Here is a 21,052-nt window from a genome sequence, read left to right on the forward strand (position 1 = left end):
TGGTGGATGTCATGCCGTTGGCCCGAATGACCCGTCGGGACCGGCGGGAGCTGGTGGCTGCCTGGGCGCCCGCTGCTCAGGGCAGCACGACGACCTGTGCGGCATACACGAGTCCGGCGCCGAAGCCGATCTGCAGCGCGAGGCCGCCGCTGGGCGCCTCGCCCTCCGCGAGCATCCGCGTCGTGGCGAGGGGGATGGAGGCGGCCGAGGTGTTGGCCGTCGTGACGATGTCGCGGGCGACAGGGATGTCGGCCGGCAGCTTGAGCTGCTTGACCATCGCATCGATGATGCGGATGTTGGCCTGGTGGGGGATGAAGGCGTCGAGGTCGTCGGCCTTGATGCCGGCCTTGTCGATGGCCTGCTGGGCCACGGGGGCCATGCCCCAGACGGCCCAGCGGAAGACGGTCTGACCCGCCATGCCGATGTTGGGCCACACAGCCTTGTCGGCCTGGGCGTCCTTCCACGACTCACGGACCTCGGTCCAGGCCTGCTTCTGGCTGATCGCGTCGCGCTGGACGCCGTCGGATCCCCACACGGTGGGGCCGATGCCGGGGGTGTCGCTCGGGCCGATGATGCAGGCGCCCGCGCCGTCTCCGAAGATGAACGCGCTGCCGCGGTCGTAGGGGTCGGTGAAGTCACTGAGCTTCTCGACACCGACGACGAGGACGTAGTCGGCCGAGCCGCCCTTGACCATGTCGCTCGCCATCGCGACGCCGTAGCAGTAGCCGGCGCAGGCGGCCGAGATGTCGATGGCCGGGGCCGTCGAGCCGAGACGCGCGGCGAGCTCGGGCGCTGCGGCCGGGGTCTGGTAGGGGTGGGTGACCGTGGCGACGAGGACGAAGCCGATCTGGTCGGCCGAGATGCCGGCGTGCTCCATGGCCTGGCGGGACGCGTGCTCCGCCATGTCGATGACGCTCTCGTCCTCGGCGGCGAAGTGGCGGCTGATGATGCCCGACCGCTCGCGGATCCACTCGTCGCTCGAGTCGATCTTGTCGATGATCTCGGAGTTCATGACGACGCGCGCGGGACGGTAGGCGCCGACGCCGATCATGCGCGAGTGGCGCGCCGCGCCGTTGTCGACGAGGGTGCCGGTGCCCTTGGGGGCGGGCGGAGTGGAGGCGGTGGGAGAGGTCACTGGTTGCCTTCTCGGGGGGAGGGGGTGTCGGTGCCACCGTGGGTCTCGACGAGCGCACGCGCCGCGTCGAGGTCGTCGGGGGTCTTGAGGGCGACGGTCTCGACGCCGGGCATCGCGCGCTTGGCGAGACCGACGAGGGTGCCGGCGGGTGCGAGCTCGAGCAGGCCGGTGACGCCGAGGTCGACGAGGGTTGCCATGCACTGGTCCCAGCGCACGGGGTTGCTCACCTGGCGCACGAGCCGGGTCACGACCTCGGCGCCGTCGGTCACGGCCCGTCCGTCGGCGTTCGACAGGAGGGCGAGGGTCGGGTCGGCCGGGGTGACGTCGGCGGCCGCCGCGGCGAGCGCGTCGACCGCAGGGGCCATGTGGTGCGTGTGGAACGCGCCGGCCACCTGGAGCGGGATGACGCGGGCCTTGGCGGGCGGGTCGGCGCGGAAGGCCTCGATCTGCTCGAGGGTGCCTGCGGCGACCACCTGGCCGGCGCCGTTGACGTTGGCGGGGGTGAGGCCGTGTCGCTCGATCGAGGCGAGCACCTCGTCGGCGTCACCGCCGAGCACCGCGGCCATGCCGGTGGGGGTCACGGCGCTGGCCTCGGCCATGGCCCGACCGCGCGTCGCGACGAGCGACATCGCCTGCGCGCCGCTGACGACACCTGCGAGGGCCGTCGCGGTGAACTCACCGACCGAGTGGCCGGCGAGCACGGCGCCGGTGGCCGCGAGCGAGGCGTCTGCCTCGGTGCCGGTCGGCAGAAGGGCGCTCGCGGTGACGAGCCCGGCCGCGACGATGAGGGGCTGGGCGACGGCGGTGTCCTTGATCATGTCGGCATCGGACACCGTGCCGTGCGCCACGAGGTCGAGCCCGCCGGCCTCGCCGAGGGCTTCGAGTCGGCCGCGGACTCCGTCGAGCTCGAGCCACGGGGAGAGGAAGCCGGGGGTCTGGGAGCCCTGACCAGGGCACACGATCGCTAGCACGAGTTCCACCCTTCCGCGTTACCGACGAGGACCCTCCCACCGATTGTCACGAAGTCACACTCGATCCTTTGGAGGAATCCTCCAAACGGCCGCGTGGGACGAGGTCGGGCTGGCGACCCGGGGGGACGGCATACGGTTGCACCTTGGAGCCCAACGTACTCCGCGCGCGGTCGCCGGGGGGAGGGGCGAGGGCGGCCGGTGTGCGCCCCTCGCCGGACAGCCGTCCGAGCGCGAGGGCGATGCGCACGACCCATGCCTCGCGCGGGGTGGCGAGGTCGTAGCCGGTGAGGTCGCTGATGCGCCCGAGGCGGTAGCGCACGGTGTTGGCGTGGACGAAGAGGGCGCGGGCCGTGGCCTCGAGCGAGCCGCCGCTCTCGAGGTATGCCGTCGCCGTCAGGAGCAGGGGAGCTTGGGCTGCCGCTGCGAGCGGGCGGTGGACGCGGTCGACGAGGATGCGCCGCGCGGGCTGGTCTCCGGCAAGGGCCCGCTCGGGGAGCAGCGCCTCCGACTCGACGATGCGGGGGGCGTCCGGCCAGGCCGGCGCGGCCGAGAGGCCGCTGAGCGCGGCTCGGGCAGAGCGGCCGGCAGCGAAAAGGTGCGGCACCGTCGGACCGACGACGATCGGCCCTGGCCCGAACGCGTCCGCGACCGCTGCGACGACGCGGAGCGGCTCGCGGGTGCCTCCGATGATCGCGATGAGGCGCGAGCGCTGGACAATCGCAAGTGCCTCCACACCGTGCTCGCGCACCGCGCGCCGCAGCTCGTCGATCGCGGGAACGGTGCTGCCCCGGCTCGCGGGTGTGCTGCCGACGACGAAGGTGACGTGCGAGACCTCGCCCCAGCCCAGGGCGCTCGCTCGCGACTGCATCGAGTCGTCGGCCTCGCCGCGGAGCACGGCGTCGACGACGAGGGCCTCGAGCCGGGCGTCCCAGGCGCCGCGGGCCTCGGCGGCTCCGGCATACACCTCGGCCGCGGCGAAGGCGATCTCGCGCGAGAAGCGCAGCACCGACTCACGCAGGAGCTGCTCGTCGCCTGGCCCCGCGAGGCTCTCGACGCGCGACTCGACGACATCGACGACGGTGCGCACGAGGTCGAGGGTGTGTCGCAGGCTCACAGTGCGGGTCAGCTCTTGAGGTGCGTTCGCGAAGATCGATATGGCAGAGGGGGATTGGTCGTCCTGCCGAAACCAGGCGATGAACTGCGAGATGCCGGCCTGGGCCACGAGGCCGACCTGGGAGCGTTCCTCGGCGGAGAGGCGGCGATACCAGTCGAGGTTCTCCTCCATCCGCCGGACCGCGAGCGTCGACAGCTCGCCGGCGCTGCGCTCGACGGCGAGCATCGTCGACGCGCTGGCGTGCTGCCGCGACGGAGGGCTCATGGACCCACCCTAGGATGCGGAGCGCGTGGCGGCTTGTAGGGCGCCGACAAATCCCACGCCCGGGGTCAGGACATCAAAGCCCGCCGCAGGGTGTTCTCGATGACCGTCGGCCACGCGTCCTGTGTCGGCACGCTGACCTGTTCGGACGGGGTGGACAGCGCCAGAAGCCCACGCTGCAGACCTCGCCATGTTGCATCGACCTTCTTGGCGTCGACGGCAGCGGGCCACTGCTGCGGCCAGGCTTCGAGCAGGATGTAGAGCGGCACGGACATGGCCGGAAGGCGTTCGTAGGCCGTCCACGACTCGGGGTCGAGGCTCTCCTTGTTGGTTCGCTGATCATTGAAACGCTCGACGTCTCGCCACACGTTGCTCAGCTCGGGGTCGCCGGGGTCCGGAGGCGGAAGGGCCTTCACCAAGGAGCCCTTGGGGCCGAGGTACCCGGGTGGCATGGGATCGAAGAGGACCAGGGCCCGGGCATCAGCCTGGTGCTTGCTCGCCCAGCTCAGCGCGATGGGCCCGCCGAGCGCATGGCCCATCACGACGACCGGACGGGTCAGACCGAGAGCGCTGATGACGCCTTCGAGGTCACCGGCCATCGACGTGAAGGTCTGACGGTCGGGTGCCGCGTCGCTGCGGCCGACCCCGAGGCGGTCGTAGGCACAGACCCGGCCCTGTGCCGCAAGCCTGCTCTGGATCTCCTGCCAGACGTCGTCCATGGACCGCGCGTAGTCGGTGACGAGGATGACCGAGGGGCCGGAGCCGGCGCAGCGCGCCTTGACGTGATGGCCTGCGACGACGACGTCGCGCTCGGGCTCCACGGTTGTGCTGGCGCCCCGTGGCGCGGTCGCTGCCGTGCCCGCCGCGCCGGAGGCGCGGTTGGGGTCGCCGCTCGAGGCCGTGGTGCACGCCCCGAGCACCAGTGCAGCGACAACCAACACTGCCCCTCCGGGCCGGCGGTGTGGACGAGGGGTCGTGCCGCCATGGGGCTTGGCCCAGAGGGTCCGGGGGAGGCGGACCTCCGAGAGCTGGGACGTGCTGCGTGTCGGTCGCATGGTCGCTCCTGCGCCGGCACCCGCACCCACGAGCGCCGGCCACTCCAGTGTGGCAGCCTCGGCCGCTGCCCGCGGGTTCTTCGGCGGCTGCGCCCAGCGGCTAGCGCGCGGTGAGGATCGCGGTGCTGCCGGCATACGAGCGGGGGGCGTCGAAGGGCGGCAGCGTGCGCGACAGCTCGACGTCGAAGGTGGCGAGGTAGGCGGCTGCCGCGGCGTGGTCGTCGAAGAACGCGCGGGTCTCGATGTCGCGGCGCGTCACGTGCGAGAAGTGACGAGACAGCACCGCTTCGGCGACCTCGGAGGTGAACTGGGTGACGAGGGGCTCGCCCCCGGCCTCCCGCTGGAGGTCGGCGAGGTGCCCCACTCCGTTGGTCGCGACAGCGAGCATTCCCCCCGGGCGGAGCACCCGGCGCAGCTCGCGAAGCGCCGCGTCGAGGTCGGGCACGTGGTAGAGCATCCACGCGGCGACGGCCACGTCGAAGGAGGCGTCGGCAAAGGGCAGGTCGTCGGCAGGGGCCACCACAGCCGCCAATCCGAGAGCGGTGGCCGACGCGACCATGGCGGGGGAGAGGTCCGTCGCGACGTAGTCGACCCCGGGGCGGACATCGAGGACAGACCGAGCGAAATGTCCTGTGCCGCAACCGATCTCGACAACCGCAGCAGGATCTGCGTCGAGCACGGCCTGGCGGAGCGCGTCGACGGGCGACACGCCCTCGGGGCCGGGGCCCCACACGCTCCGGCGGGTCGTGAGGCGGTCCGTCGAGGAGTACTGGGTGCTCATCGCGTCGGGCGTCGTCATCTCCGAGGGCTGCATCCGCCAGACCCTAACGATCGTCGCGAGGTCAGTCGACTCAGCTGGAGACGGTCTCGGCAAGTCGGCCGAGGCTGTCCTCCAGCTGCTCCCTGCTGACGAGCGGGAAGCTGACCTTCGACAGGATGTCCTTGTCGGTCACCGAGCTCCAGTCGTAGGTCAGGCTGACCTGCGTCGAGTCGCGGCCGCTGGGCTCGAGTTGCCAGAGCCACTCCCAGCCGGGCGGGTCGGTGTCCGCAGGCGCCGTCTTCCACGCGAGCAGGGCGTTGTGGGAGTAGCCCGAGACGGTGTTGTCGGTCTGGTACTCGCCACCCATGTGGTCGCCGACCATGTTCATCCGGAAGACGTCACCGACCTTCTGGATGCGCTCGGCCTTCTCGTCGGAGCGGACGAATCCCGAGCCGTCGAGGGCGACGTGTCGCTTGGGGTTGCTCAGGACGTCGAAGATCGCGCTCGCCGATGCGTCGATGGTGCGCTGGACGGTGATGCTCTTGCTGTCACTCATGTCTGGCTCGTACCCACCGCGCGCTCGGCTCACCCGCCCCACACACCTGGGGTATGCGGCCCTGCCGCGCTGGAGCGCCCTCTCGGCGCGTCGCCGGATTCACTTCGCCGTCAGCTGATGGCCTGTTGACCGCCCCCACGGCGACCGCCCTCGGTCGCCCGCCCCCGACGTCACCGCACGAGGCGCGTTCCTCCGGCAGCTCTGACCCACGAGGAACTTCGAGGCGGACCGCATCCCTCCACGGCTGCGGTCCGCCTCGAAGCGGTTTGGGGGAGTCGGCCCGTCAGTCGGTGCCGAACTCCATCGCAGCGCGGTCGAGCAGGTCGTCCTCGCTGTCGACGTCGGCAGCGGCCGGGTTGGCCGAGATCGCGGCAGCGCCACCGGGGGCGAGCTCACCCACGAGCTGCTTGGCGTCGGCACCGAGCAGGCCCTGGGCGGCATACAGCTCGAGCTTGGCGCGCGAGTCGGCGATGTCGAGGTTGCGCATCGTCAGCTGGCCGATGCGGTCGACGGGGCCGAACGCGGCGTCCTCGGTGCGCTCCATCGAGAGCTTCTCGGGGTGGTAGCTGAAGGCCGGGCCGCTCGTGCCCACGATCGACCAGTCGTCGCCGCGGCGCAGGCGGATGGTGACCTCGCCGGTGACGGCCGAGGCGATCCAGCGCTGGATGGACTCGCGGACCATGAGCGCCTGCGGGTCGAGCCAGCGGCCCTCGTAGAGAAGGCGGCCGAGCTTGCGGCCCTCGGCGTGGTAGTTCGCGATCGTGTCCTCGTTGTGGATCGCGTTGAGGAGCCGCTCGTAGGTGATGTGGAGCAGCGCCATCGCGGGGGCCTCGTAGATGCCGCGCGACTTCGCCTCGATGATCCGGTTCTCGATCTGGTCGCTCATGCCGAGGCCGTGACGGCCACCGATGTGGTTGGCGGCGTCGACGAGGGCCACGGCGTCGGCATACTCCGTGCCGTTGATGGCGACCGGGCGACCGCGCTCCCAGCGGACGGTGACGTCCTCGGTGTCGATGGCGACGGACGGGTCCCAGAACTTGACGCCCATGATCGGCTCGACGACCTCGATCGACTCGTCGAGGAACTCGAGGGTCTTGGCCTCGTGCGTCGCGCCCCAGATGTTGGCGTCGGTCGAGTAGGCCTTCGCGGCGGAGGCGCGGTAGGGCAGGTCGCGGGCCGTGAGCCACTCGGACATCTCGTGACGGCCACCGAGCTCGGTGACGAAGTCGGCGTCGAGCCACGGCTTGTAGATGCGCAGCTCGGGGTTGGCCATGAGGCCGTAGCGGTAGAACCGCTCGATGTCGTTGCCCTTGAAGGTCGAGCCGTCACCCCAGATGGAGACGCCGTCGTCCTGCATGGCGCGCACGAGCAGCGTGCCGGTGACGACGCGCCCCAGCGGCGTCGTGTTGAAGTACGTCTTGCCGCCGCTGCGGATGTGGAATGCGCCGCAGACGATGGCCGACAGGCCCTCCTCGACGAGGGCGGCCTTGCAGTCGACGAGGCGGCTGATCTCGGCGCCGTACTGGCCGGCGCGGCCGGGGACGGAGTCGATGTCGGGCTCGTCGTGCTGCCCGAGGTCGGCCGTGTAGGTGCAGGGCACGGCGCCCTTCTCTCGCATCCAGGCAACAGCCACGGAGGTGTCGAGACCGCCGGAGAAGGCGATGCCGACACGTTGACCGACGGGGAGCGAGGTCAGGACCTTGGACATGGATGCAAGTATATGCACAGTCACGCATACCTATCCAATCGCGTATGCCGTGTGCCCGGCTCCCGCTCCGTGGTCTCCCGACCGGCCGACGACCGTTGCTCGCCGGTGGGCCGCGGCGCCCGCACGACACGCTGGTGCGGAGGCGATCAGCCGCAGCAATGGTCGTCTGACGGCGGCGGCCGAGCCGCCGGTCCGGGCAGGGTATGCGTGTGGCCCGGCCCCTGGGCAGGGACCGGGCCACACGGCATACGTCAGCGGGGCGTCAGCTCTCGCCGCCTGCGTTGCCCGACGTGCCGGCGGTGACGTCGTCGAGGCGGTACTTGGCGGCGGCCTTGGCGGGCACGTCGGCGTCGACCTTGCCCTCCTTGGCGAGCAGCTGCAGCGTCCGCACGGCGACCGAGGGGCCGTCGATGTGGAAGAAGCGGCGGGCGGCCGCGCGCGTGTCGCTGAAGCCGAAGCCGTCGGCGCCGAGCGAGGCGTACGTGCCCGGGACCCACTCGCGGATCTGGTCCTGGACGGCGCGCATGTAGTCGCTCACCGCGACGACGGGACCTTCGGTGCCCTCGAGGCACTGGGTGACCCACGGCTTGATCGGGGGACCCTCGGGCCTGAGGAACTCCTGCTGGTCGGCCTTGAGGCCGTCACGGCGCAGCTCGTTCCACGAGGTCACCGACCACACGTCGGCGGCCACGCCCCAGTCGTCGGCGAGCAGCTGCTGCGCCTCCAAGGCCCACGGCACACCGACGCCCGAGCCCAGGATCTGCGCCCGCGGCGGCTCGTGCGTCCAGCCCTCGGTGTTCGCGACCGAGATGCGGTGCATGCCGCGCAGGATGCCCTCGACGTCGACGTCCTCGGGCTCCTTGGGCTGCTGGAGCGGCTCGTTGTAGACGGTGAGGTAGTAGATGACGTTGGACTCCTCGGGAGTCCGGCCCTCGCCGTACATCCGGTCGAGACCGTCCTGCATGATGTGCGCGATCTCGTAGGCGTAGGCCGGGTCGTAGTGCACGACCGCCGGGTTGGTCGCCGCGAGGAGCGGGCTGTGACCGTCGGCGTGCTGCAGGCCCTCTCCGGTCAGCGTCGTACGACCGGCCGTGGCCCCGATGAGGAAGCCGCGGGACATCTGGTCGGCGGCCGCCCAGATCGAGTCGCCGGTGCGCTGGAAGCCGAACATCGAGTAGAAGACGTAGATCGGGACCATCGGCTTGCCGTGCGTCGCGTAGGACGTCGCGGCCGCCGTGAACGCCGCGAGCGAGCCGGCCTCGTTGATGCCGAGGTGGAGGATCTGCCCTGTGGTGCTCTCGCGGTAGGCGAGCATCAGCTCGGCGTCGACCGGCGTGTAGTTCTGCCCGTTGGGGTTGTAGATCTTGATCGTCGGGAAGAACGCGTCCATGCCGAACGTGCGCGCCTCGTCGGGGATGATCGGCACGATGCGCGGGCCGAACTCCTTGTCGCGCAGGAGGTCCTTGAGCAGGCGGACGAACGCCATCGTCGTGGCGACCTCCTGCTTGCCCGAGCCCTTCTTGACCTGGGCGTAGGCCTCGTCACCGGGCAGCTTGAGCGGCTCGAAGTCGACGCGCCGACTCGGCAGCGTGCCGCCGAGCTTCTGGCGACGGTCGATGGAGTACTTGATGACCTCGTTGTCGGGCCCCGGGTGGTAGTACGGCGGCTGGTAGGGGTTGGCCTCGAGCTGCTCGTCGGTGATCGGGATGCGGAGGCTGTCGCGGAAGGCCTTGAGGTCGTCCAGCGTCATCTTCTTCATCTGGTGCGTGGCGTTGCGGCCGGCGAAGTGCGAGCCGAGGCCGTAGCCCTTGATCGTCTTGGCGAGGATGACGGTCGGCTGGCCGGTGTGCTCACGCGCCGCCTTGTAGGCCGCGTAGACCTTGCGGTAGTCGTGGCCGCCGCGCCGGAGGTCCCACCAGACCTTCTCGTCGCTCCAGCCCTCGACCATCTTGGCCGTGCGCGGGTCACGCCCGAAGAAGTGGTCGCGGACGTACTTGCCGTCGTTGGCGCGGAAGGTCTGGTAGTCGCCGTCGCTCGTCTGGTTCATGATGTGCACGAGCGCGCCGTCGCGGTCGGCGGCGAGGAGCGGGTCCCACCCGCGGCCCCAGACGACCTTGATGACGTTCCAGCCGGCGCCGCGGAAGAACGCCTCGAGCTCCTGGATGATCTTGCCGTTGCCGCGCACCGGGCCGTCGAGCCGCTGCAGGTTGCAGTTGATGACGAAGTTGAGGTTGTCGAGCTCCTCGTTGGCGGCGAGCTGCAGCAGGCCGCGCGACTCGGGCTCGTCCATCTCCCCGTCACCGAGGAAGGCCCAGACGTCCTGCTGGCTCGTGTCTTTGATGCCGCGGTTGTGGAGGTACTTGTTGAACTGCGCCTGGTAGATCGCGTTCATCGGGCCGATGCCCATCGACACCGTCGGGAACTCCCAGTAGCTGGGCAGCAGCCGCGGGTGCGGGTAGGACGGGATGGCCTCGAGCTTGCCGTCGACGATGTGGCTCTTCTCCTGGCGGAACCCGTCGAGCTGGGTCTCCGTGAGGTGGCCCTCGAGGAAGCTGCGGGCGTACATGCCGGGGGAGGCGTGGCCCTGGAAGTAGATCTGGTCGCCGCCGCCGGGGTGGTCCTTGCCGCGGAAGAAGTGGTTCATGCCCACCTCGTAGAGCGTCGCGGCCGACGCATACGTCGAGATGTGCCCGCCGACGCCGATGCCGGGCCGCTGGGCGCGGTGCACCATGATCGCGGCGTTCCAGCGGATGTAGCGGCGCATCTCGCGCTCGACGTCCTCGTCGCCGGGGAACCACGGCTCGCGCTCCGGCGGGATCGTGTTGATGTAGTCGGTCGCCGTCAGCGACGGCACTCCGACCTGCTGCTGGCGCGCCCGCTCGATGAGCTTGAGCATGATGTACCGCGCTCGGGTGCGGCCCTTCTCGTCGAGCACGGCATCGAGGGAGTCGATCCACTCCTGCGTCTCGTCGGGGTCGATGTCCGGGAGCTGACTGGGGATGCCATTGAGGATCGGGCCGGCCTCGGGTGCCACGTCGGGTCCTTTCTCGTCGCGTCGCAGGCGCCCGCGACCGGTCGGCCCCGGCGCTGCTCCACCCATCCTCTACCAAATGGTGGTCACCGTCACAGTCGGGTCCAGCAGGGGGATCGCGGGGGGTGTGCTGTCGGCGCCGCCGACCATCCCGACGGCCCCGAGCAGCCGGTATGCCGTCCGCGACGTGGGCGCCCACGGTGAGCCCTGCTTGCACTTGCGGCCCAGACCCGGTGCACTTGTCACACACGAGAGTTCAGACCTACCGGGCAACGGCCCGTGATCGAGAGGATCGGTGACAGTGAGCGCGACCGCGGGAGCGGCGTCCCTCAGCAAGCTCGGGTTTGCCCCAGGGCAGACCGTCCAGGAGTTCGGCTATGACGACGACGTCGACGACGACCTGCGGTTCGGCATCGAGGACGTCATCGGTAGTGAGCTCGAGGACGAGGAGTTCAAAGACGGCGCCGACGGTGTCATCGTCTGGTATCGCGACGGCGACGAGGATCTCGTCGACCTGCTCGTCGACGCCCTGACGAAGCTCTTCGACCAGGGCTACGTCGTGCTGTTGACGCCCAAGGCCGGTCGCCCCGGTCACGTCCAGGCGAGTGACGTCGAGGAGGCCGCCTCGACGGCGGGCCTGACGACCGGTGGCCAGGTCAACGTGGCGTCGGAGTGGGCTGCGAGCCGCCTCATGCCGCCGAAGGGGCCGCGCCGTTGAACGGGGCGGCGACGGCGCCACCGCCGGGGATCGAGTCGCCAGCGACGGCATCGCCGGGAGGGTCGCTCGCGGTCGGCGTGCCCGCGCCCGACTTCACCCTCGTCGACCAGTACGGCGTCGACGTGAGCCTCTCGTCGGCGCGGGGCAGGCGCAACGCGGTCGTCGTCTTCTACCCGGCGGCGTTCTCCGGCATCTGCCGCGGTGAGCTGCGGGCGATCCGCGACGGGCTCGAGGACTTCCAGACCGACGACATCCAGGTGTTCGCGGTCTCGTGCGACTCGATGTACACCCTGCGCGCCTGGGCCGACGCGGAGGGCCACTTCTTCCCGTTGCTCTCCGACTTCTGGCCCCACGGCGAGGTCGCCCGCCGCTACGGCGTCTTCGACGAGGAGGAGGGCTACGCCCTGCGTGGCACCTTCCTGCTCGACCGCGACGGTCGGCTCGTCTGGTCCGAGGTGCTCGGCATCGGGCAGGGACGCGACTTCACGGCATACCGCGTGGCGCTCGCGGGCCTGCGCGAGCAGCAGGCGACGGACTGACCCAGCCGGCTCACCTCCGGCTCGGTGCGACCCAGTCGGCGGGAGAGGGCCCGGAGCGCGGCGCGGGCTGACACAATGGCCGCCGGGTGGGCTGACCGCGCGCCCCAGGGGCCTGTAGCTCAGTTGGTAGAGCACCGCGTTTACACCGCGGGTGTCGTCGGTTCGAGCCCGGCCGGGCCCACGTGCACCACCACGACGACGACGCCGACCCCGGGACCGGCCCTGAGACGGGCCGCGACACCGGCCGGGCGCCGGACCTCACGCTCCGTGACATCGTCGGTGCCCTCGAGCGGCTGTGGCCCGTGTCGAGCGCGGCCGAGTGGGACCGGGTCGGTCTCGTCACGGGCGAGCTCGACCAGCCGGTGCGCCGCATCCTCTTCGCGCTCGACCCGACCCTCGCGGTCATCGAGGAGGCTCGCGACTGGGGTGCCGACCTGCTCGTCACGCACCATCCGCTCCTGCTGCGTGGGGTGCACTCGGTGGCGACGACGAGCGCCAAGGGGGCGTCGGTGACCGGTCTCGTGCGCGCCGGGTGCGCGCTCTACGTCGCCCACACCAACGCCGACGTCGCCGACCCCGGCGTGTCCACGGTCATCGCCGACGCCCTCGGGCTGACGGAGCAACGCCCGCTCAGCGACCTCGGGGGGTATGCCGCCGGGCGGGTCGGCGTGCTCGCCGAGCCCCTGTCGCTGGCCGACTTCGCAGACCTGCTCGTCGACGCCCTGCCCGCGACGGCGGGGGGTGTGCGGGTGAGCGGACCGCCGGCCGCGACCGTGCGCACCGTCGCCGTCATGGGCGGCTCGGGCGACGACCAGTTCGACGCGGCCCGGGCCAGCGGGGCCGACGTCTACGTCACTGCGGACCTGCGCCACCACCCCGTCCTCGAGGCCCGCGAGGAGGCCCGCGACGGCACGCCCTTCATCATCGACGCGGGGCACTGGGCCATGGAGTCGCTCTGGCTCGCCACCGCACGCAAGCAGCTGCTGGCCACGCTCGGGGAGGACGCGGGGGAGGGGCCGTCCGCCGGCGCTGAACCGACTAGGGTCGAGGGCAGACTGTCCGGACTCCGAACCGAGCCCTGGACCTTCGTCGCCGGAGCCAACCGCGCCCGGCCCGAGCCCGGAGGTGTGTCCTGAAAGCCGATCCGTCCCGTCAGTGGCGCCTGCTCGACCTGCAGGCGATCGACACGCGCCTCGACCAGATCGCGCACGCTCGGACCCACCTGCCGCAGCTGCCCGCGATCGAGGCGGCCCGTCGCGAGCTCTCGGCCCTCGACACCGACATCGTCAACGCCCGCACGACCGCCGGCGACGTACGCCGCGAGGTCGCCAAGTCCGAGCAGGACGTCCAGCTCGTGCGTGACCGGGCGGCTCGCAACCAGTCCCGGCTCGACGCCGGGCAGGGCAGCGCGAAGGACCTCCAGGCCCTCCAGCACGAGCTGGCCTCGCTCGCCCGCCGCCAGTCCGAGCTCGAGGACCTCGAGCTCGAGGTGATGGAGCGCTCCGAGACCCTCGACGCGCGAGTCGTGCAGCTCGACGCCGACCGTGAGCAGCTCGCGGCACGGCTCGCCGCGCTCGAGTCGGAGCGCGACGCGGCTCTCGCCGACCTCGCGGCCGAGGAGGCCAAGGTCGGCTCCGGCCGCGCCGACATCGTCGCCGGCATCGGCGAGGAGCTCGCCGCCCTCTACGAGAAGATCCGCGCGAGCAGCGGGGGTCTCGCTGCGGCCGAGCTGAAGCACCGTCGCTGCGGCGGCTGCCGGCTCGAGCTAAACAACGTCGACCTCTCGCGCATCCGCTCTGCCGCGCAGGACGAGGTCGTGCGGTGCGAGGAGTGCCGCCGCATCATGATCCGCACCGCCGAGTCCGGTCTGTGAGCCCTGCGACGACACGCGCGAAGCAGCCGGGCAGCCGTCGTCGCCTCGTCATCGAGGCAGACGGCGGGTCGCGCGGCAACCCCGGGGTCGCGGGCTACGGCGCCCTCGTGCGCGACCCCGCGAGCGGGCGCGTGCTCATCGAGATGGCCGAGCCGCTCGGCAAGCAGAGCAACAACGTCGCCGAGTACTCCGGGCTCCTCGCCGGCCTGCGTGCCGTCGTCGACCTCGACCCATCTGCCGATGTCGTGGCGCGCATGGACTCCAAGCTCGTCGTCGAGCAGATGTCGGGCCGCTGGAAGATCAAGCACGAGGACATGCGTCGCCTCGCGCTCGAGGCGCGCGACCTGTGTGCCGAGATCGGTGACGCGGGAGGGTCCGTGTCGTTCGAGTGGATCCCGCGTGAGAAGAACAAGGCCGCGGACGCGCTGAGCAACGACGCGATGGACGGCAAGTCGATCCACCGGGTCCTGCACGACGTCGACGCGAATGATGCTGCAGCACAGGCGGACTCGGCGGTCTCGCCGGGCTCCCAGGAGCGCGCAGACGTCGTCGCCCACCACAAGCCCCTGCGACTGCTGCTCGTGCAGGTGCCGCTCGTCGAGGCCGCAGTGCCCCTGGTCGTGGGCGCCGTGCTCCGCCTCGTGGGGTCCGGCGCTGAGGTCGTCACGTGCGACGAGCCCCTGGCGCTCGAGGTCGCGCGGGCGGTCGGCGCCGAGGTGGGCGCCGAGCCGACCGTGTCGGGCCTGTGGGCCGGCCGGGCACCCGGTGAGGACGCCGACGAGACGGTGCGCACGGCATACCGCTCGCTCGCGGCGCGCGGCGGCACGGTCGTTGCCGTGACGAGCCGTCGCGGCGTGCTCTCGGTGCTGACCGACGTGCTCGAGACTCCAGGGCCACGCTTCTGGGCCATCGCGACGGCGCCCGGCAGCCTGACCGCGGTCGAGGTCTGGGAGGACGGGTCGTCCGCGGTCGCTTTCACCAATCGGACCGAGCATCTCGCCTGACGGACGCTGTGCGATATTCGCTTGCATGAGCTATGCCGGTGACGTGACACCCGCCGAGGCCTGGGAGGCCCTCTCCGACGACCCCGCCGCCGTCCTCGTCGACGTGCGCACGGCCGCCGAGTGGTCCTACGTCGGGCTGCCCGACCTGCGCGGTCTGGGCAAGGACATCGTGCGGGTCGAGTGGCAGACCTACCCCACCGGCGCGATCAACCCCGACTTCGTCGCGGAGCTCGAGGGCGCCGGTGTGGACCGTTCTGCGACCGTCTACTTCCTCTGCCGCTCCGGCGTGCGGTCCGTCGCGGCCGCCGAGGCTGCCACAGCCGCCGGATGGTCGCGGTCGCTCAACGTGCTCGAGGGGTTCGAGGGCCCGCACGACGCCAAGCACCACCGCACCGTGGCGGGCTGGAAGGTCGCGGGCCTGCCGTGGGTGCAGGGATGAGCGACGACGTGCAGCAGTGGCGGCCCGACACCCTCGCAGTGCGAGCAGGCTTGTCGCGCAGTGGTTTCGAGGAAACGGCGGAGGCCATCTACCTCACCTCCGGCTTCGTCTACGAGACCGCGGAGGAGGCGGAGGCGGCCTTCAAGGGCGACGTCGACCGCTTCGTCTACTCCCGCTACGGCAACCCCACCGTCACGATGTTCGAGGAGCGGCTGCGCCAGCTCGACGGGGCCGAGGCGTGCTTCGCGACCGGCTCCGGCATGTCGGCCGTCTTCGTCGCGCTCGCCGCGCTGCTCGGCAAGGGCGACCGCGTCGTGTCGTCGCGCGCCCTCTTCGGCTCCTGCTTCGTCATCCTCGACGAGATCCTCCCGCGGTGGGGTGTCGAGAGCGTCTTCGTCGACGGCACCGACCTCGACCAGTGGCGCGAGGCGCTCTCCGAGCCGACGACCGCCGTCTTCTTCGAGACCCCGAGCAACCCGATGCAGGAGCTCGTCGACATCGCCGCCGTGAGCGAGCTCGCCCACGCGGCGGGCGCCAAGGTCGTCGTCGACAACGTCTTCGGCACCCCGGTCTTCTCCAAGCCCTTCGAGCACGGCGCCGACATCGTCGTCTACTCGGCCACGAAGCACATCGACGGCCAGGGCCGCGTGCTCGGCGGTGCGGTGCTCGGGCCCAAGGAGTTCATCGACGGCCCGGTGCAGAACCTCATGCGTCACACGGGCCCGTCGATGTCGCCCTTCAACGCCTGGGTGCTCGTCAAGGGGCTCGAGACGATGTCGCTCCGGGTCGAGCGGATGGCGGCGAGCGCCCTCGAGGTGGCGCGCTTCCTCGAGTCGCACCCCAAGGTCGCCAAGGTCGTGCACCCCTTCCTGCCCTCGCACCCCCAGCACGAGCTCGCGAAGCGGCAGATGCTCGCGGCCGGCACGGTCGTGACGTTCGAGCTCGACGGCGGCAAGGACGAGGCCTTCGCGCTGATGAACGCGCTCGAGGTCATCGACATCTCCAACAACCTCGGCGACTCGAAGTCGCTCATCACCCACCCGGCGACGACGACTCACCGCAGACTGGCGCCCGAGGCGCGGGCTGCGGTCGGCATCACCGACGGCGTGCTGCGGGTCTCGATCGGCCTCGAGGACGTGCGCGACCTCATCGACGACCTCACCCGAGCCCTCGCCTGAAACAAGTCGAGAGGCCACACCTGGTCGCCCAGACTCAGTCGAGAGGCCACTCCTGGTCGCCCGGACCGAGTCGAGAGGCCACTCCTGGTCGCCCGGACCGAGTCGAGAGGCCACTCTTGGTCGCCCGGACCGAGTCGAGAGGCCAAACCTGGTCGCTCGATCCTCGCTCAGGCGGTGAGGGCCAGGGCGAGCGTGGCACCCGTGACAACGACCACGGCGCAGGTCAGGCCGGTGGCGCCGAGCCGGCGCCACGAGACCGTCACCCCGGCGGCCCGGCACCGCTGGGCCCAGAGGATCGTCGCGAGCGAGCCCCAGACCGTGACGAGCGGTCCGGCGTTGACCCCGACGAGCAGCGCAGCGAGGCGAACGGGGGAGTGCTCGGCGGTCACCTCGAGCGCGAGGTAGGCGGGGAGGTTGTTGATGGCGTTGGCGGAAACAGCCCCGGTCGAGCTGAGGCGCAGCAGGTCGGCGGCGGTCGTGCCGCCACCGACGACCTCCGTCAGCCACGGGCCGAGCCCCGCTCCGAGAGCGAGGTCGACGACGACGAAGAGCACGGCGACGCCGAGCGCCGCCTTCCAGGGCACGCTGATGCGCTTCAGCAGCGTCGGGGCGCGCAGGGCCGTGACGGCGAGCAGGACGAGCGCTGCCGCGATGGCCGGCCACGCCGGCGTGATGCCGGAGACGAAGGCGGGTGCGAGCAGCGCTGCGACGACCGCCGAGACGACCATGAGGGTGCGGTCGTGCGGCTCGGCCTTCGGCGGCTTCTCGTAGCGGCCGCGCAGGTCGCGCCGGTGGAGCAGCCACAGCACGATGACCGTGAGGAGGATAGCGACGAGAGCCGGTGGCCACATGAGGGCGACGTACTCGTTGACCGACAGACCTAGTGCTGTGAAGTGGTGCAGCGCAAGCAGATTCGTGAGGTTCGAGACCGGTAGCAGCAGCGATGCCGTGTTGGCCAGCCACAGGGTGGTCATTGCAAAGGCGAGCGGCGGCACTCCCACCTGAGTTGCCACGGTGACCGCCACGGGGGTGAGCAGCACCGCTGTCGTGTCGAGACTGAGCAGGATCGTGCTCACGCAGGCGAGTACGACGACGAGCAGCCACAGCACGACGACCCGGCCGCGCGCAGCACGAGCGGCGAGGTGTGCGGCTTCGTCGAAGACTCCCGCGAGGTCGCAGATCTCGGCGACGACGGTGATGGCGATGAGGAAGGCCAGGACGGGCAGGACCCGATCCGCGAGGACCGCAAGGTCGGTCACCGCACGCCCTGCTGCGCCTCATCGGTACTCACGCCCCGCAGGCCCGGGCGCTGCTCCTGCACGGCGAGGGTCCACGGCCGACCGGCCCGAGGGGGAGCCGTCAGCTCGACGTCGAAGTGCGCGGACAGTCGCTCCGCCAGGGCGGCGGGACTGCGAGGCGCCTCGGCCTGCACGAGCTCGCGGGTGACGAGACCTCGTGTGTGCTTGGCGTTGTGCGACGCGCCCGGCACGGTGACGTGCACCCACCGCTCGGCGCGCTCGGCCGTGGGACGCCACATGGCGGCATACGTCGTCGACCGGCAGTCGACGACCAGCTCGCGCGGCTTGACGGCGGCGTCGAGCGCCCCGGCCAGCAGACCACGCCACTCCCGGTCGAGCACCCCGACCCCCGGCACCCGGGCGCTCACGTGCACCCGGTAGGCCGGCACCCGGTCGGTGAGACGCAGCGCCCCGAACATCGCGGAGATGACGACGATGCTGCGGTTGGCGCGCCGCTTCGAGGCGGCGTCGAGCGAGGCGTGGTCGAGCGCCTGGTAGAGCACCCCGCTGTAGACCTGAACCGCAGCGGCGGTCGGCGCGGTGCGCAGGTCGACGTTGCGCAGCACCTGGTCGACGAGCCCGGCGCTGACCCCCAGCACCTCGGTGGCTCCGGGCTGCGCGCTGACGGCGGCCACTGCGTCGACGACGGACTCGCGCAGCGGGTTCAGGTCGGGGAAGGAGAGCGTCGTGAGGTCGAGCGGGCGTCCTCGTCGCGCGGGGGTCTTGCCCTCGGACGGGGGAAGCAGGATCAGCACGGGGTCAGCCTAGGTCGACCCGCCGGCCCGAGGTCCGCGGGTCCGGGTTGCTGGACGGACGGCCCGACCCGCAGCCGCGGGGCTGCTCAGCGCAGCGGCTCGAGCGACAGCCCCTTGGCGCGCAGGCCGCGGATGAGCCCGGGCAGGGCACTCGGGGTGTTCGCTCCCGACATGTGCATGAGCACGACCCCACCGGCACGGGCGGGCGCGGTGACGGCGTCGCCGTAGAGGACCTTGTTGATGATCGTCGTGGCCGAGACCCCGGCGTAGTCGGAGGTGTCCGTCGTCCAGTGGCACACGCGGTAACCGAGCGCTGCGGCGTCGGTGGTGACGCGCTGAGAGTAGGCGCCGGCGCCGTAGGGAGGACGGATGAGCTTCGGCGAGGAGGTGGCGCCCACGCCGTGGCTGATCTGCCACCGGACCGACGAGCTGGAGAGGCTTGAGAGGGCGGGGTGCGAGTAGGTGTGGTTGCCCAGCAGGTGGCCGGCGTTGCGGATGGCCGCCATCTTCGACGGGTTGGCGGCGGCCCACTCACCGGTCGGCAGGAAGCGCCCGCGCACGTTGTACGCCTTGAGCGTGGCCAGCATCGAGTTGAGGTTGGTCCACCCGACGTTGCCATCGTCGAAGGTCAGCTGCACCCGCGAGCTCGTGTTCCAGCACCGCTCGATGCTGTCACGCGTGGCTGCGCTCACCGGGGCCGATGCGTAGCCCTTGGTCGCGATGGACTTGTAGCCGTAGGCCGAGTACTGCGTCGCATAGCCGGAACGGGTGAAGATCGCGCGACCGGAGATGCTCCAGGTGCCGGTGCGCGCCGGCAACGTCACCCAGCAGCGTTGCGACCACGCCGTGCCGTGCTTCCACTGCCCACCGTTGCAGACCCCGGCGACCCCGCCGACCGAGACCCGGAAGCTCAGGGCGTAGCCGCTCGGCCGTGAGCTCGTCGTGACGACGACGGCGACGGTCGAGCCGGGGGAGTCGTAGCCCGGGCCCGTGACCCGCACGCTCGGCGCTGCCTGCGCCGGCGCCGACAGCGCGACGACGGGCACGAGGAGCCCGGCCGCAGCGCCCGCGATGAGCGTCCTGATGCACCGTCGCATGACCGTCCCCTGTCGCCGTGGTCGTCGTGCTCGTCGTGGTTGCCTTGCTCGCATTGTGGCCGGGTTCGGCGAGTGCGTCCCGCTTTTGGACGACGTGCGGTGCGTAGGGTGATCGCCATGGCGCAGCGACACATCGTGTTCCGCCCGGCGACGGAGCCGAGCGACACCTCTCAGGCCCTGCTCGACCGGTTCGAGGCGGTGCGCCGCGAGTTCGAGGTTGCCGACAGCTTCCCGCCCGAGGTCATCGCGGAGGCGCAGCGCGCGGCGGCCGAGGCCGACCTGCCGCAGCGCGACGAGACCGCGGTGCCGTTCATCACGATCGACCCGCCGACGTCGAAGGACCTCGACCAGGCGATGTCGATCGACCGCGACGGCGCGGGCTACCGGGTGCGCTACGCCATCGCCGACGTGCCCGCCTTCGTGCGCGCCGGCGGCGCCGTCGACGCGGAGGCGCGCCGCCGCGGGCAGACGGTCTACTGCCCCGACGAGCGGGTCCAGCTGCACCCGAGCGAGCTCAGCGAGGGCGCCGCGAGCCTGCTGCCCGACCAGGTGCGGCCGGCCTTCGTGTGGGACATGCGCCTCGCGGCCGACGGCGAGGGCATCGCTGTCGAGGTCTACCGCGCCATGGTGCGCAGCGTGCGCCGCTACGACTACGAGCAGGTGCAGCGTGCCGTCGACGACGGCAGCGCCGACGAGTGCCTCGTGCTGCTCAAGGAGGTCGGCGAGAAGCGCGTGCTGCTCGAGCGCGAGCGCGGTGGCGCGACGCTGCCGATGCCGGAGCAGGAGGTCGAGGAGGACGGCCACGGCGGCTTTCGCATCTCCTTCCGACCGCTCCTCGCCTCGGAGGACTGGAACGCCCAGATCTCGCTGCTCACCGGCATGGGCGCGGCCGACCTGATGCTCAAGGGCAAGGTCGGCATCCTGCGCACCATGCCGCCGCCCGACCCGCGTGACCTCAAGCGCTTCCGTCGCCAGGCGGCCGCGGCCGGGGTGCCGTGGCCAGACGGCCTCGCCTACGGCGAGTTCCTGCGGACGCTCGACCACTCGAACCCGCGTCACCTCGCCCTCATCCACGAGGCGACGACGCTCTTCCGTGGCGCCGGCTACACGCCGTTCGAGGGCGACGTGCCGGAGCGGCCGATCCATGCCGCGGTCGCGAACCCGTATGCGCACGTCACGGCGCCGCTGCGACGGCTCGTCGACCGCTTCGGTCTCGTCGTGTGCGAGGCGCTCTCGTCGGGCACGGAGGTGCCTGCTTGGGTACGTGAGGCGCTGCCGTCGCTGCCCGAGATCATGGCCGCCTCCGACCGGCGCACGAACGGCGTCGAGCGCGCGTGCACCGACGCTGTCGAGGCGGCCGAGCTCGTGCCGCTCGTCGGCGACACGCTTCCTGCCGTCGTCGTCGACGAGAACGGCAAGGGCGTCGTCGTGCAGCTCATCGACTTCGCCGTCGTGGCCAAGGCCAGCGGCACCGCCCGGCCGGGTGACTCGGTGAAGGTGCGGGTCGACGCCGCCGACGTGTCGACGGGCTCGATCACGCTCTCCGTCGTCTGACGCCGG

The 21,052-nt window shown here is 71.3% G+C and carries 19 protein-coding genes and 1 tRNA gene; 9 read left to right on the top strand and 11 right to left on the bottom strand.

Annotation, left to right across the window (positions count from 1 at the left end; translation table 11 throughout):
* Positions 1–76: 76 nt before the first annotated feature.
* The 8 genes from FHX52_RS02545 to aceE all read right to left on the bottom strand — a co-directional run bounded on the left by FHX52_RS02545 (position 77) and on the right by aceE (position 10,594).
* Positions 77–1,135, bottom strand: a complete 1,059-nt coding sequence (locus FHX52_RS02545) for a beta-ketoacyl-ACP synthase III (protein ID WP_141819633.1) — start codon at positions 1,133–1,135, stop codon at positions 77–79.
* Positions 1,132–2,106 (bottom strand): ACP S-malonyltransferase, encoded by a 975-nt coding sequence (locus tag FHX52_RS02550; protein WP_141819635.1) that lies wholly within the window; start codon positions 2,104–2,106, stop codon positions 1,132–1,134. Before FHX52_RS02550 ends, FHX52_RS02545 begins: the two co-directional genes overlap by 4 nt.
* A gap of 46 nt (positions 2,107–2,152) precedes the next feature.
* Positions 2,153–3,484: a PucR family transcriptional regulator gene (locus tag FHX52_RS02555; RefSeq protein ID WP_141819636.1), complete on the bottom strand. Its 1,332-nt coding sequence runs from the start codon at positions 3,482–3,484 to the stop codon at positions 2,153–2,155.
* A gap of 65 nt (positions 3,485–3,549) precedes the next feature.
* Entirely contained in the window at positions 3,550–4,422 is an 873-nt protein-coding gene (locus tag FHX52_RS02560) for an alpha/beta fold hydrolase (RefSeq protein ID WP_185747044.1), read from the bottom strand.
* 214 nt (positions 4,423–4,636) lie between these two features.
* Entirely contained in the window at positions 4,637–5,350 is a 714-nt protein-coding gene (locus FHX52_RS02565; protein WP_141819640.1) for a class I SAM-dependent methyltransferase, read from the bottom strand.
* Positions 5,351–5,387: 37 nt separating this feature from the next.
* A complete protein-coding gene (locus FHX52_RS02570) occupies positions 5,388–5,852 on the bottom strand; it encodes an SRPBCC family protein (RefSeq protein WP_141819642.1) in 465 nt (154 codons plus the stop codon).
* A 283-nt stretch (positions 5,853–6,135) separates the two neighbouring features.
* Positions 6,136–7,560: an argininosuccinate synthase gene (gene argG, locus FHX52_RS02575; protein WP_141819644.1), complete on the bottom strand. Its 1,425-nt coding sequence runs from the start codon at positions 7,558–7,560 to the stop codon at positions 6,136–6,138.
* A 262-nt stretch (positions 7,561–7,822) separates the two neighbouring features.
* Complete coding sequence (aceE, locus tag FHX52_RS02580; protein WP_141819646.1) at positions 7,823–10,594, bottom strand: pyruvate dehydrogenase (acetyl-transferring), homodimeric type; 2,772 nt, start codon at positions 10,592–10,594, stop codon at positions 7,823–7,825.
* Between the two features lie 298 nt (positions 10,595–10,892).
* Between aceE and FHX52_RS02585 the strand changes: the two genes are divergently transcribed.
* The 8 genes from FHX52_RS02585 to FHX52_RS02620 all read left to right on the top strand — a co-directional run bounded on the left by FHX52_RS02585 (position 10,893) and on the right by FHX52_RS02620 (position 16,342).
* Positions 10,893–11,309 carry a DUF3052 domain-containing protein gene (locus FHX52_RS02585; protein ID WP_141819648.1) on the top strand — a complete coding sequence of 139 codons (417 nt, stop codon included), beginning with the start codon at positions 10,893–10,895 and terminating at the stop codon, positions 11,307–11,309.
* A 77-nt stretch (positions 11,310–11,386) separates the two neighbouring features.
* Positions 11,387–11,848, top strand: a complete 462-nt coding sequence (locus FHX52_RS02590) for a peroxiredoxin (protein ID WP_141819650.1) — start codon at positions 11,387–11,389, stop codon at positions 11,846–11,848.
* 108 nt (positions 11,849–11,956) lie between these two features.
* A tRNA-Val gene (locus FHX52_RS02595) sits at positions 11,957–12,029 on the top strand.
* 1 nt (position 12,030) lies between these two features.
* The gene (locus FHX52_RS02600) at positions 12,031–12,984 is read left to right on the top strand and encodes a Nif3-like dinuclear metal center hexameric protein (protein WP_141819652.1); all 954 of its coding nucleotides are present in this window, start codon (positions 12,031–12,033) and stop codon (positions 12,982–12,984) included.
* Positions 12,985–13,028: 44 nt separating this feature from the next.
* Positions 13,029–13,721 carry a zinc ribbon domain-containing protein gene (locus FHX52_RS02605; RefSeq protein ID WP_425460099.1) on the top strand — a complete coding sequence of 231 codons (693 nt, stop codon included), beginning with the start codon at positions 13,029–13,031 and terminating at the stop codon, positions 13,719–13,721.
* Positions 13,718–14,725 carry a reverse transcriptase-like protein gene (locus FHX52_RS02610; protein WP_141819655.1) on the top strand — a complete coding sequence of 336 codons (1,008 nt, stop codon included), beginning with the start codon at positions 13,718–13,720 and terminating at the stop codon, positions 14,723–14,725. Before FHX52_RS02605 ends, FHX52_RS02610 begins: the two co-directional genes overlap by 4 nt.
* Positions 14,726–14,750: 25 nt before the next feature.
* The gene (locus FHX52_RS02615; protein ID WP_141819657.1) at positions 14,751–15,164 is read left to right on the top strand and encodes a rhodanese-like domain-containing protein; all 414 of its coding nucleotides are present in this window, start codon (positions 14,751–14,753) and stop codon (positions 15,162–15,164) included.
* A complete protein-coding gene (locus tag FHX52_RS02620; protein WP_185747045.1) occupies positions 15,161–16,342 on the top strand; it encodes an O-succinylhomoserine sulfhydrylase in 1,182 nt (393 codons plus the stop codon). Before FHX52_RS02615 ends, FHX52_RS02620 begins: the two co-directional genes overlap by 4 nt.
* A gap of 167 nt (positions 16,343–16,509) precedes the next feature.
* Here FHX52_RS02620 and FHX52_RS02625 read toward each other — a convergent pair whose 3' ends face one another.
* The 3 genes from FHX52_RS02625 to FHX52_RS02635 form a co-directional block, all read right to left on the bottom strand.
* On the bottom strand, positions 16,510–17,601 hold the full coding sequence (locus FHX52_RS02625; protein WP_141819659.1) for an SLC13 family permease: 1,092 nt from the start codon (positions 17,599–17,601) through the stop codon (positions 16,510–16,512).
* Complete coding sequence (locus tag FHX52_RS02630) at positions 17,598–18,395, bottom strand: YaaA family protein (protein WP_141819661.1); 798 nt, start codon at positions 18,393–18,395, stop codon at positions 17,598–17,600. The genes FHX52_RS02625 and FHX52_RS02630 overlap by 4 nt, the downstream gene beginning before the upstream one ends.
* Before the next feature lie 86 nt (positions 18,396–18,481).
* Positions 18,482–19,492 carry a polysaccharide deacetylase family protein gene (locus FHX52_RS02635; protein ID WP_185747046.1) on the bottom strand — a complete coding sequence of 337 codons (1,011 nt, stop codon included), beginning with the start codon at positions 19,490–19,492 and terminating at the stop codon, positions 18,482–18,484.
* 117 nt (positions 19,493–19,609) lie between these two features.
* On the opposite strand from FHX52_RS02635, the gene FHX52_RS02640 reads away from it, so the two are divergent.
* Positions 19,610–21,046: an RNB domain-containing ribonuclease gene (locus FHX52_RS02640; protein ID WP_141819665.1), complete on the top strand. Its 1,437-nt coding sequence runs from the start codon at positions 19,610–19,612 to the stop codon at positions 21,044–21,046.
* Positions 21,047–21,052 lie beyond the last annotated feature (6 nt).

Origin of the sequence: Humibacillus xanthopallidus, from assembly GCF_006717145.1 — a bacterium.
GTDB classification, from domain to species: domain Bacteria; phylum Actinomycetota; class Actinomycetes; order Actinomycetales; family Dermatophilaceae; genus Humibacillus; species Humibacillus xanthopallidus.